The organism is Methylobacillus pratensis, assembly GCF_054072455.1.
In genome coordinates, this window is record NZ_JBSUSR010000001.1 from 217,252 (window position 1) to 229,477 (window position 12,226).

At 56.3% G+C, this 12,226-nt stretch carries 9 protein-coding genes; 6 read left to right on the forward strand and 3 right to left on the reverse strand.

What is annotated here, in order from left to right; all coding sequences use genetic code 11:
• Positions 1-14: 14 nt before the first annotated feature.
• Positions 15-584 (forward strand): manganese efflux pump MntP, encoded by a 570-nt coding sequence (locus ACW4YW_RS01015; protein ID WP_457135845.1) that lies wholly within the window; start codon positions 15-17, stop codon positions 582-584.
• On the opposite strand, the gene ACW4YW_RS01020 is transcribed toward ACW4YW_RS01015, so the two are convergent.
• A complete protein-coding gene (locus ACW4YW_RS01020) occupies positions 581-1,216 on the reverse strand; it encodes a TetR family transcriptional regulator (protein WP_457135846.1) in 636 nt (211 codons plus the stop codon). The genes ACW4YW_RS01015 and ACW4YW_RS01020 overlap by 4 nt on opposite strands.
• Positions 1,217-1,352: 136 nt before the next feature.
• Between ACW4YW_RS01020 and ACW4YW_RS01025 the strand changes: the two genes are divergently transcribed.
• The 5 genes from ACW4YW_RS01025 (at position 1,353) to ACW4YW_RS01045 (ending at position 9,723) form a co-directional block, all read left to right on the forward strand.
• Positions 1,353-2,525, forward strand: a complete 1,173-nt coding sequence (locus tag ACW4YW_RS01025; RefSeq protein ID WP_457135847.1) for a MexX/AxyX family multidrug efflux RND transporter periplasmic adaptor subunit — start codon at positions 1,353-1,355, stop codon at positions 2,523-2,525.
• A gap of 22 nt (positions 2,526-2,547) precedes the next feature.
• Positions 2,548-5,664: a multidrug efflux RND transporter permease subunit gene (locus ACW4YW_RS01030; RefSeq protein ID WP_457135848.1), complete on the forward strand. Its 3,117-nt coding sequence runs from the start codon at positions 2,548-2,550 to the stop codon at positions 5,662-5,664.
• On the forward strand, positions 5,661-7,046 hold the full coding sequence (locus ACW4YW_RS01035; RefSeq protein WP_457135849.1) for an efflux transporter outer membrane subunit: 1,386 nt from the start codon (positions 5,661-5,663) through the stop codon (positions 7,044-7,046). Before ACW4YW_RS01030 ends, ACW4YW_RS01035 begins: the two co-directional genes overlap by 4 nt.
• Positions 7,047-7,072: 26 nt before the next feature.
• A complete protein-coding gene (locus tag ACW4YW_RS01040; RefSeq protein ID WP_457135850.1) occupies positions 7,073-8,305 on the forward strand; it encodes an MFS transporter in 1,233 nt (410 codons plus the stop codon).
• A gap of 293 nt (positions 8,306-8,598) precedes the next feature.
• Complete coding sequence (locus tag ACW4YW_RS01045; RefSeq protein WP_457135851.1) at positions 8,599-9,723, forward strand: porin; 1,125 nt, start codon at positions 8,599-8,601, stop codon at positions 9,721-9,723.
• Positions 9,724-10,074: 351 nt separating this feature from the next.
• Here ACW4YW_RS01045 and ACW4YW_RS01050 read toward each other — a convergent pair whose 3' ends face one another.
• Together ACW4YW_RS01050 and ACW4YW_RS01055 are read right to left on the reverse strand one after the other, a co-directional pair.
• Positions 10,075-10,644, reverse strand: coding sequence for a hypothetical protein (locus ACW4YW_RS01050; protein ID WP_457135852.1), 570 nt, complete (start codon positions 10,642-10,644; stop codon positions 10,075-10,077).
• 204 nt (positions 10,645-10,848) lie between these two features.
• Positions 10,849-12,147 carry an ABC transporter substrate-binding protein gene (locus tag ACW4YW_RS01055; RefSeq protein ID WP_457136485.1) on the reverse strand — a complete coding sequence of 433 codons (1,299 nt, stop codon included), beginning with the start codon at positions 12,145-12,147 and terminating at the stop codon, positions 10,849-10,851.
• Positions 12,148-12,226 lie beyond the last annotated feature (79 nt).

Sequence of the window (12,226 nt, forward strand, 5' to 3'; positions counted from 1 at the left end):
CACGCATTGAATCCATGAATATCGTTTCTATCCTGTTCCTTGCATTGGCCATGTCGGCCGATGCGTTTGCCGCTGCAATTGGCAAGGGTGCGATGCTGCACCGGCCGCGCCTGCTGGAGGCTTTACGTACCGGCCTGATTTTTGGCGCCGTCGAGGCGATTACCCCGCTGGTTGGCTGGAGCCTGGGACGCGTGGCCGCCGACTACGTCACGGCCTGGGATCACTGGATCGCCTTCAGCATCCTTTCCATCCTGGGTATACGCATGATCTGGTCGGGCCTGAAGCCCGAGGGCGAGGTGATCGAGAAGCCCCGCAGCCACTCCTTCATACTGCTGGCGATGACAGCGCTGGGCACGAGCATCGATGCGATGAGCGTGGGCGTCAGCCTGGCCTTCCTGGATGTCGACATCGTGCCGGTGGCGTTCGCCATCGGCATCGTGACCTGCATCATGGTGAGCGCGGGCGTCATGCTGGGCCGTGTGCTCGGCTCGGCCTCAAAGCATACGGTGGAGATCCTCGGCGGACTGATCCTGATCGGGATCGGCAGCCTGATTCTTTACAAGCACCTGTACGGCACAGGTTAGGCCGCAGACTTCTTGCGCAGCTCCGGCGCCGTCTTGAAAGCGACAAAACCGGCGCGGTAAAGCGCCTCTGCCACTTGCCAGCGATCCTGCTTGACGCGGTTGGCCCAGAACAAGGTACTGTAGATGCCGTCGAACAGAGAGAACAGATAGAGGTTGGCAAGATTGACGTCGATGTCCTCGGGCAATTCGCCGCTGGCAACCGCTTCGCGGATCAATTTCTCCGTCTCCGAACGGCAGTGTATCTCCCACCGGTCGCGGATTTCCAGCAGAGGCAGGTTGTCCTCGTTGGTATCGCACTGCACGTAGAGAATCTGCAACACGCGCTGTACCGAGCCCGGCTCGCCGCAGAGCTTGAGGAAATACATCCCTTCCTCGTACAGGGTTTCCAACGCGGAAAGCGCCGGCTTGCGTTCCGGCGTGGCAGCCAAGGCCAATGCCCGCTCGCACATGGCGATCGCCAGTTCGATCTTGTTCTCGAAATGCCCGTACACCGCGCCGCGCGATACGCCCGCCGCATCGGCAATATCGGACATGGTGGCGTAACTGATGCCGCGCTCGAGAATGACGCGCTCGGCGGCATCCAGAATGCTGGAGCGTGTCCGCAGGGAGTCTTCCTTAGTTTTTCTAGCCACGGCTTGTCACCATTCTGATCAAAAAGTAAAGCAATTATACCCAAAAAATATTTAATCATACATGTTTGATTAAATAAAATTCCATGTTAAATTGCTAAGTCTTAAATTACCTTCCTTGAAATTAGGCGCAATCACCATGCTTCACTATCGCTCATACCTAGGCACCGGCTCCCTTATCGCCATCGCATTGCTTCTGAATGGCTGCGGAAAAGAAGCGCCGCAGCAAGAGGCCGAGACTGTCCCTGAAGTGTCGGTGATGACTACCGAGCTTACCTCGGTTGCCAATACCGTCACCCTTCCCGGAAGGCTCGAAGCCTATCGCCAGGCTGAAGTACGCGCACGCGTCGCCGGGATCGTGACTGAGCGCTTGTATAAAGAAGGCCAGGACGTCAAGAAAGGCACCCCGCTCTTCTTGATCAATCCCGAATTGCTGAATGCCGCCCGCGACCAGGCAGCGGGGACTTTGGCAGCTGCTGAAGCGCAGTACGCCAATGCACAAGACAAACTGGAACGCTATAAGGATCTCGCCACTGATCAGTCGATCAGTGATCGTGATTACAAGGCAGCGATTGCGGAAGAAATGCAGGCCAAGGCGCAACTCCTGACAGCAAAAGCCCAATTGGATCGCGCCAAGCTTGACCTCAGCTATTCGCGTGTGACGTCACCAATCGATGGTCGCGCCCGCAGGGCACTGGTGACGGAAGGCGCACTGGTAGGCCAGGATGCGCCCACGCCACTGACTACGGTAGAGCAGCTTGATCCGATTTACGTCAATTTCTCGCAGCCTGCATCCGAGGTGATGGCGTTGCAACGCGCCATCAAGGAAGGCCGTATGCAAAGCGTGGCAAAAGACACCATTCAGGTCGAGCTGGTGTTTCCTGATGGCAGCGTATACAAGAATCCTGGCAAGTTGTTCTTCTCGGATATGGCGGTGGACAGCAATACCGACACTGTGGCCATGCGAGCTTTATTTGCCAATCCAAACTACGAGCTGCTGCCCGGGGCATACGTGCAAATACGCCTGGAGCAAGCCGTAAACAAGAACACCGTATTGGTACCCAGGGATGCGCTGGTGCGAACTTCCGCCGGTTCCAGTGTGATGATCATCGGCCAGGACAGCAAGGTAGAAGCCAGGCAGGTCAATGCTGACGCCATGCAAGGCCCTAACTGGATCGTGACCGAAGGGCTCAATGGTGGTGAAACCATTATCTTGACCAATCCCGGCATGCTGGCGCCAGGCACTAAAGTAAAGCCCAAGTCTGAAAAAAACCAGGGCGAAGCCGAGTCTGCGCCAGAAGCTAATCACTAAATCTTAGTTAGAAGACAATCTCATGGCACGTTTCTTTATTGATAGACCCGTCTTTGCCTGGGTCATCTCGCTGCTGATCATATTGGCAGGGATTATCGCCATCCGCGGATTACCGGTGGCGCAATACCCGGACATCGCGCCTCCCGTGGTCAACATTACCGCAAGCTACCCAGGCGCCTCGGCCCGTGTAGTCGAGGAAACCGTTACCGCCGTTATTGAGCGGGAGATGAATGGTGCGCCCAGGTTGATGTATACCTCGGCTAGCAGCAGTCCAGGGGCGGCATCGTTGAGCCTGACGTTCAAGCAAGGCACGAACCCGGATTTGGCGGCGGTTGAAGTGCAGAACCGCCTAAAGACGGTTGAGGCGAGGTTGCCAGAAGTCGTGCGCCGCAATGGCATCTCGATCGAGAAGTCTGCCGACACCATTCAACTGGTCGTTTCGATCACTTCGGAGAACAACCGCCTCACCGAGATTGAGCTTGGCGAGATCATGTCTGCCAACATCACGCAGGCGCTGCGTCGCGTGGAGGGTGTTGGCAAGGTGCAGAACTTCAGTCCCGAATATGCGATGCGCATATGGCCGGACCCTGCCAAGCTGACCTCCCTCAACCTGTCCACTTCGGATATCAGCAGCGCCATCCGTAGCCACAATGCCCGCATCACCGTAGGCCAAATGGGCAACCTGGGGGTGCCGGACAACGCCCCCATCAGCGCCAACATCATGGCGGATGGTTCACTCACCACCCCGGAGGATTTTGAAAACATTCCCCTGCGCACCAAAGCCGATGGTGGTGCAATCCTTCTCAAGGATGTAGCGCGGGTTGAGTACGGCGGCAGCGATTATTCCGTGATGTCGCGGGTCAATGGCAAGAATGCTGCGGGCCTTGCCGTCAAGATGGCCCCCGGCTCCAATGCTGTCGCAACCGTGAAGCGCATCACCGAAACCATGGATGAACTGAAGAAGTTCTTCCCGGCCGGAGTGGATTACCAGATCCCTTACGACACCTCCGCGTTTGTCCAAATCTCTATCGAAAAAGTGGTGCATACGCTGCTAGAAGCGATATTGCTGGTCTTCCTGGTCATGTACCTCTTCATGCAGAATGTCCGGGCGACGCTGATCCCGACCATCGTGGTGCCAATTGCCTTGCTGGGCACCTTTGGCGTCATGTACGCACTCGGCTTCTCGATCAACGTGCTGACGATGTTCGGCATGGTGTTGGCGATTGGTATCGTGGTGGATGATGCCATCGTGGTGGTCGAGAACGTCGAGCGTCTCATGGTAGAGGAAGGCTTGACGCCTTATCAGGCCACGGTCAAAGCCATGAAGCAGATTAGCGGCGCCATCGTTGGCATTACCGTGGTGCTGACCTCGGTGTTCCTGCCCATGGCCTTCTTTAGCGGTGCCGTAGGCAATATCTACCGCCAATTCTCGCTGTCGCTGTCGGTATCGATTGCCTTCTCGGCATTTCTCGCGCTGTCGCTGACCCCTGCGCTATGCGCAACCTTGCTCAAAAAACCTGATGCAGGCCACCATGAGAAGCGCGGTTTCTTTGGCTGGTTCAACCGTATGTTCCTGTCGTTGAGCAGCCGATACGAAGGTCGGATCGGCAAGATTCTGAAAAAGCCGATTCGCTGGCTCATTGTTTATGGGGCGATTGTGGCAGCGGTGGCGATCATGTTCGTGCGCCTACCGACCGCATTCCTGCCGGACGAAGACCAAGGCAACTTTATGGTCATGGTGATGCTGCCCCAGGGCGCCACCATGAGCGAAACCATGAAAACGCTCGGCGAGGTCAGCCACTACCTGACCACGGAAGAGCCAGTGGAATTTTCCTATGAAGTCGGTGGCTTCAGTATTTACGGCAGCTCCTCCAGCAGCGGCATGATTTTCGCCACCCTCAAGGACTGGAAGGAGCGGACCGGAGAAGGCCAGAGCGTTCAGGCGATTATCGATAGGATCAACGGCCGCTTCTACGGTCGCGACAACCTGACCGTCTTTGCGCTCAATACGCCGGCATTGCCGGAACTGGGTTCATCCAACGGCTTTGACTTGCGGTTGCAAGATCGCGGCAATGTCGGCATCGACAAGCTGGTCGAGGCGCGCGACAAGTTGTTGGCGGATGGCTATCAAAGCCCTGTGCTGACCAACCTGATGTTCGCCGGCCTGGCCGAGACGCCGATTGTCCAGTTGGACATTGACCGGCGCAAAGCGCAGGCGATGGGCGTAAGCATGGACGAGATCAATGCCACGCTGGCCACGATGTTCGGCTCGGAATACATCGGCGATTTCATGCACGGCAGCCAGATCCGCCGCGTCATCATCCAGGCCGACGGCAAGGACCGCCTTGATCTTGAGGATGTCAGGAAACTGCGCGTGCGCACCACTGCCGGGAACCTGGTGCCGATGTCCTCCTTTGTGAAGATGGAGTGGACGATGGGGCAACCACAGCTTTCCCGCTTCAACGGCTACCCTTCCTTCACGATCAATGGCAATGCTGGAGAAGGCTACAGTAGCGGTGACGCCATGGCCGAGATCAGCCGAATTGCGCAATCGCTGGGTAACGGCATTGGCTTCTCCTGGTCAGGCCAATCCTACGAAGAAGTCTTGTCAGGCTCACAAGCCAATGTACTGTTTGGTTTGTCCATCCTGATCGTATTCCTGGCGCTGGCCGCCCTATATGAGAGCTGGCTGATTCCCTTCTCCGTCATCCTGGTCGTGCCTTTGGGCGTATTGGGAGCCTTGCTGGGCGTGATGTTGCGCGATATGCCCAACGATATCTACTTCAAAGTCGGCTTGATCGCCACCATTGGCTTATCTGCGAAGAACGCCATTCTGATCGTGGAGTTCGCCAAGGACCTCTATGCGGACGGCAAAGGCATTATCGAGGCAACGCTGGAAGCTGCAAGATTGCGTCTCCGCCCCATCATCATGACCTCGCTGGCATTCGGCGTGGGCGTCCTGCCCCTGGCCTTGGCGACTGGCGCCGCTTCTGGCGCCCAGGTGGCGATCGGCACCGGCGTGCTGGGCGGCATCATCACCGCAACTGCGCTGGCCGTGTTCCTGGTGCCTTTATTTTTTGCAGTGATAGGCCGTTTCATCAAGCGGCCGCAGCATCATGAGTTGGAGGAATCTGTATGAACATACGTCAACTGAGTCTCGGTGGGCTCATTGCCGCTGCGCTTTCAGCATGCTCGTTGGCGCCGCAATACGCACGGCCTGAAGGCCCTATTCCTTCGGAATATCATTACAGCCAGCCCGATATTGCCTCCCCTGCCCCGACCAGCTGGGAACAGTACTTCACCGACGAGGACCTGCGGGTGCTGATTGATTTTGCGCTCAGAAACAACCGTGACCTGAGGGTAACTGCGCTCAGGATTGAAGAGGCCCGGGCGCAGTACGGTGTGCAACGCGCAGATCGCTTGCCGACGATCAACGTCACAGGCAGTTATGATCGCAGCAAGCAGATTTTTGCTCAAGGGACATCTTTTGATGTTGACCTGTACCGGGTCGGCGTGGGCATCAGCAACTTCGAGCTGGATTTCTTCGGGCGCGTCAAGAACCTGTCGCGCGCAGCGCTTGAGACCTACCTGGCGACAGAGGAAGCGCAACAGACGGCACGCACCAGCCTGATTACCGAGGTTGCCGTCGCCTACCTGAATGTCCGCGCCATGTTGGAAAGACAGGCGCTTGCCCAGGAAACGCTGGCGTCCCGGGAAGTCAGTTACGCCCGCACCAAGCGGCGGCTGGACGCAGGTATAGACACTGCGCTTGAATTCAAGACCGCCGAGCTGCAACTGGAAACTGCGCGGGCCGCGCTGGCTTCCATCAACCGGGAACACGTCCAGGCCCTCAATACGCTGTTGCTGTTATTGGGCGATCAACGCTATGAGGTGCTGTTGAAAAAGGACCCCCTCAATCCCAACAGTTTTGCCACCCTACCGGCAGGCATTCCCTCCGAGCTGCTTGAGCGCCGACCAGACATCCGGGCGGCGGAGCACCGTCTGAAAGCCGCCAATGCCAATATCGGCGCTGCTCGGGCTGCGTTCTTTCCCAGCATCGCCCTGACGACCAATGCCGGGCTGGTGAACGAGCATTTCTTCAAACTGTTCGGCGGCAGCAGCGACAAGGCTTGGTCATTCAGCCCCCAGCTCACCCTGCCCATCTTTGATTTTGGCCGCAACCAGGCCAACCTGGACCTTGCCAACGTACGCAAGAATATCCAGGTAGCCGAGTATGAGAAAACCATCCAGACCGCCTTCAGCGAAGTGAACGATGTCTTGGGCCAAAAACAGCAAATTGACGAGCAAATCGCAGCTCAAAGCAAGGTGACCGAAGCAGAGCGCGAACGGTTGCGCCTGGCCACCCGCCGTTTTGACAAAGGGGTGTCCAACTATCTTGAGCTCCTCGATGCCCAGCGCAGCTTGTTCGATGCCGAACAGACGTTGGTTCAGCTCAAGCAATTGTCGCTCACCAACAGCATCAATCTGTTCAAGGTATTGGGTGGAGAATGGAAGGTCTGATCAGGCCTGGGTGACAAGCGGGAGGAATGACAGTATCGATGCATCACCATACTTCCGCTGTTGATGCTTGGCGTCTCCGCTATTGGTCGATCTTCGTGGGGCAGGCGCTATCACTGATCGGCTCCGCGCTGACGCAATTTGTATTGCTATGGTGGATCACGGACACCACTGGCAGCGTATCGGCACTGGGCATGGCAGGCTTGGTGGCGCTGCTCCCCCAGGCTGTGCTTGGCCCGCTGGGCGGCGCTTTTGCCGACCGCTACAACCGGCGCCTGATCATGATCGTCTCCGACCTGATCAGCGCGGCCTGCATGCTGGTGCTCATCGGGCTATTCCTCACCGACAGCGTCAGCCTTTGGCATATCTACACCATGATGGCGGTCCGCAGCGCGATGCAGGCTTTCCAGCAGCCGGCTACCGCCGCCAGTACCGCAATGCTGGTACCGGCAGCGTTTCTCTCGCGGGCTGCAGGGCTCAATCAGACATTGTTCGGGATCATGACCATTGGCGCCGCCCCGCTAGGCGCGCTGGCAATCAGCCTCATGCCGATCGGCTGGGCGCTGGGGATCGATGTCTTGACCGCTATGTTAGGCATCGTGCCGTTGCTCCTATTCACGATACCTCAGCCAGAACGGGATATGGGCAGGCAAACAAGCCTATGGGCAGAATTCCGGGAAGGCATCGAAACAATCTGGCACAACCCTGCACTACGCCAGCTATATGCCTTGCTGACGTTGGCGGTGCTGATCGTGATGCCGCTGTTCACCTTGATTCCCCTGCTGGTCAAGGTGAATTTTGCCGGAGGCGCCAGCCAAGTCGCCATCATTGAAAGCATAGGCGGAATCGGCATGATCATCGGCGGGATAGCGATTGCCATACTCGCACCCAGGCAGCGAACCAGGTGGGTGCTGTGGGGATTTGGCCTATCCTGCCTTTCCTTCGCCCTGACGGCCATCCCCTCATCCGGGCATTTCTGGATTGCCATTCTTTTCTGGTCCTTGGGCGCATGTGCGTACGCAATGGGCAATGCGCCTTTCATGGCGATTGTGCAAAGCACTGTTCCTAACCAGCTGCATGGCCGGGTGCTTGCGTTGCTCACGACATTGATGGCCTTGGCCGCACCAGTCGGGCTGGCTGTCGCCACGCCATTGGGCGAGCTTATCGGGGTGCGCTGGCTGTTCATATTACTGGGATTGCTCGGGGGCGCTGTCATGCTGCTAGGCCTGCTCTCGCCTACCATTCGTCGCGCCGATGCATAAAAGAGGGACAATGCATCAGTACTTTCACTGAGGAGAGCCAATGGATTTCCCTCACAGCCTCTGCCAGCAATCACCTGCCCAAAATCAAGTTGCATACACTTGCTTATAGGCAAGCATGCATTCCTCACCTTGCTTTTTCATCAGCAAGTTATTACTTTAATATTTCAATTCAAAATATTGAAAATTAATAACATTTAAACCAGGCATACTAAATGCCTATACACCCTGTGACGCAGGCCTAACCTTTGTTAGCCCTGCCGAATCTTCCATCTATCTTTCAGGGTGTATACAACATGAAAACGACGAGTTTCCAATACCGACCGAGGGTATTACCAGCCCTGCTCAGCCTGGGCGTGCTCTCCACGCCGGCCTATGCAGACCCGACTTTTGCCCGCAATGACGACCAGTTCATCAATATCGGTGTCGCGGCCCGCGCCAGCTATCGTTCCGAGCAGGACGCCGCCCCCAACGGCAAGGACAGGTCGAACGACTTCGATATCGAAAGCGCGCGTCTCTATACCAACGGCAAACTGCATAAATACGTTTCCTTCGAACTCAATACCGAAAAGGACGCCAACGACGACATCAAGCTGCTGGACGGACGCATCGGGCTGGAGCTGAACGAGCACTTCAATATCTTTGTCGGCCGCTTCCTGCCGCCGGCCAGCCGCGCTTCCGCATCTGCGCCCTACTATCCTCCCACATTCGATTACCCATTCTCGGAGCAGGCGCCAAGCAAGTTTGCAGGCCGCGACAACGGCGCCTCCGTCTGGGGCGTGCTGCTGAACCAGAAACTCAAGTACCATGTCGGCGCCTTCGAAGGCCGCAGCGGCTCCAACACCTCCAACCAATCGGATAATTTATCTTTTGCTGGCAGGCTTTCCTACAACTTCTGGGACCCAGAGCCTGGCTTCTACAATATCGCCATGTACGACGGCGCCAAGGACATACTCGCGATTGGCGCTTCCTACCGCTATCAGAAGGATGGCGCGGGCACGCAGGCCAACCCAGGCGATTACCGCTACTGGAACATCGACGGCCGCCTGGAAAAAGCCATTTCCGGCGGCGCCGTGATCGGCGCGGAAGGTTCGTACTACCGTTATGACAACGACAATACCCTGGACCCCGAAATTGCCAAGGGCAAGGGCTTCTTCTTCACAGGCAGCTATATGTTCCCCCAGGAGATCGGTATTGGGAAAATCCAGCCCAAGTTCGTCTATGAACGCTTCGAGAACGACGACACCAACGCCGTGGCCCTGGCCGGGCTGGAACGCAAGCGCTATGACCTGGGATTCAGCTACCTCATCAACGGCAGCAATGTGCGTATCGACACCTACTATTACAGGGAAACCCGCAACCAGGGCCAGCCCGATTTCAACGGCATTGCCGTGCGCTTCCATATTGCGCACTTTTTCTAAAAGCAAAAAAACCATGGGTGAGAAACCACTCATGGTTTATGTCGCTGTGTAGCGGCCCGGTGTTTGACTTATGTAGATATAAGTATGAGCTGCTAGTTCGGCTGTTCTTAACGGCTTTCGACCCTCAATGCTTATGCGGCTTGTGTAGCACCAGCCTTGAGCATGACACCTTCGCATCTGCAATGACGAGATTATAGACTTAACGGTGGAGTGAATTTTCGACCCACCACGTACTATAAACTCGCTGATGGTGCTCTCGTACTCTTTATATGTTCCTGCTACTCCTAAGAGCTAACCAGCGCTGCGAGGCTTTTGCGCGGTGTTCAGCGATGAATGGAGCGAGGTTGAGCGTTAGGCATTGCTCTTGTCATCGATGAGCCGCCCTCTAAGGAACTTGCTACCAACCCCATTTAGTTCGCTTCTGTCAAAAAGTTTACCTTGGAACTGGAAATCACGATCAATGCGGACGATGAGCAATTGCTCGAAGTTTCCTTGACTCTTAACGAGTACAAGGTCGCTGGCTTTCTCAGGTGATATGGTCTTTACCTCAACAAGCTTTCCGGCAATTATGCCGTCAGAACCAGGCGTATGTGTTCCGTGGCGGCGAAGTCCAAACTTGATCTCAGCGTAGATCTCCCCCAGCTCTCCCCAGACTTGTAAATACCTACCCGTGTTCTTAAAGTGTCGTGCAGCACAATCAACTAGATTGTGAAAAATCTCTGCCTGCTCTAGCGTGCTGAAGGGAAATCCATCTCTACTCTGAAAGGATGTCCTTAGCTCATCTTCAAGCTGAGAATCAATCCACTCTCTTTCTATGTATTCCCATTCCCAAGGCGCAGCGCCGGAACTAGCAGCATCAGCTATTTCCTGTGCGCTAAAGCCGCGCTCGTTCATTTCGTAAAGAAAATCCCAGTCACTCATGACATTTTGCCTAACTAAATTTAGATAGCTGCATCGTATTTGATGAGGTTGAGCTCAGTCAACGCACGAACACATCATGATTGAGGCTGTCTACAATTTTACCGATGACATACACACTAGAATTGATGAAGCAAAATGACGATTTTGCTTTGACCAACAGACGAAACAGGCCTCCCTTCTTGAGGGAGGCTGTTTGATTAGAGACTAGGATTCCTTGCTGCAATCGCGCGGCGTGATGCCCTTCTCCTTGGCATACTTATGCGACGATTCCTCAATAATCGGGCGCAGCAATTTGCGGTCGGCCTGCACCCAATCCGAGATCACCTTCCATTGCTTGCCGTCCCATTGCTGGAAGCGTACAGCGCCGCCGCCTTCGTGGTCAGAGCAAGATAGTTTTAGCGGTTGCACCAGGCCGTAGGCGCCCAGCTGCTTGAGCCGCGCATCGTCCAGCCGGATGTTTTCGAAGCCCCAACGCACTTCTTCGCCGGTCAAGGGGCGCTTACCGAACTTGGCCTGCGCGACGCGTACTGCTTCGACATTAAGGATGCCGTTCACCACGCCCAGGTTGTAGTAGACAGTACCGAAGCGCTTGGGGTCTTGCAGATTGCCCTTGCCCGCCTTGATCACGGTCTTGTCGATGTCTTGCAGCACCGGGAAGTTGGTACCGGACGGATGGGTCGTGATGGAGATGAAGCCCTTGGCGGCTGCGCCAGCCGGTGCGGAATCCTCCTCGGAATTGCTCCAGATGTTGCCGATAATGTGGTCGGCCGGGAAGCCGGTCTTCTGTGCGGTCTTAAGCGCCACCGGATTCATTACGCCCCAGCCGCGCAGAATCACCCAATCCGGCTTGATGCGGCGGATGTTGAGCCATTGCGATTGCTGTTCGTTGCCTGGGTGCGGCACTTCAAGCAAAGTCAGCTCAAAGCCGTATTTCTTCGCGAGCAGTTCGAGGATGGGGTTGGTCTCCTTGCCGTAGGGCGAGCCGTGGAACAGGGTCACGATCTTCTTGCCCTTGAGCTTGTCCAGGCCGCCGGATTTGTCGCCGATGTAGTTGATGATGGCCGACACTTCGCTGTAGGGGTTGAGCTGCAGCGGGAACACATAGGGGAACACGCTGCCGTCGGTGGAATCGGTGCGACCGTGATTGATGGTGATCAGCGGCAGCTTGTCGGCGGTAGAGCGTTCCAGTGTCGCATAGGCGATGCCCACGGATAATGGATTGGTCGCCGCGGCAGGCGCGCCATTGAGGCCTTTCTTCAGGCGCTCGTAGCACTCCACGCCCTTTTCCACCACATATTCAGTTTCGCACTCGCTCCAGGTGAACTTCACGCCGTTGACGCCGCCCTCCTTGAGGTTCACATATTGCAGGTAGTCGATGAACCCGCCGAAAAAGCCAGTGCCGCCCGCGGCGTAAGGCCCGACGCGGTAGCTCTGCAAGGGGAAATACTGCTCGTTGGCCGCCTGCGCCGCCGCGCTGAGCAAGCCCAGGCCAAGCGCTGCCATCGCAGCCAGTGCGGCCGGCTTCCTCATGGCCGAGGTTTGTTTCATGAGAGAGAACATATCAAGCTCCTTTATTTAGGTA

Coding starts and splice junctions, on each gene's coding strand:
- ACW4YW_RS01015 (WP_457135845.1), top strand. CDS start 15: ATGAATATCGTTTCTATCCTGTTCCTTGCATTGGCCATGTCGGCCGAT.
- ACW4YW_RS01025 (WP_457135847.1), top strand. CDS start 1,353: ATGCTTCACTATCGCTCATACCTAGGCACCGGCTCCCTTATCGCCATC.
- ACW4YW_RS01030 (WP_457135848.1), top strand. CDS start 2,548: ATGGCACGTTTCTTTATTGATAGACCCGTCTTTGCCTGGGTCATCTCG.
- ACW4YW_RS01035 (WP_457135849.1), top strand. CDS start 5,661: ATGAACATACGTCAACTGAGTCTCGGTGGGCTCATTGCCGCTGCGCTT.
- ACW4YW_RS01040 (WP_457135850.1), top strand. CDS start 7,073: ATGACAGTATCGATGCATCACCATACTTCCGCTGTTGATGCTTGGCGT.
- ACW4YW_RS01045 (WP_457135851.1), top strand. CDS start 8,599: ATGAAAACGACGAGTTTCCAATACCGACCGAGGGTATTACCAGCCCTG.
- ACW4YW_RS01050 (WP_457135852.1), bottom strand. CDS start 10,644: ATGAGTGACTGGGATTTTCTTTACGAAATGAACGAGCGCGGCTTTAGC.
- ACW4YW_RS01055 (WP_457136485.1), bottom strand. CDS start 12,147: ATGGCAGCGCTTGGCCTGGGCTTGCTCAGCGCGGCGGCGCAGGCGGCC.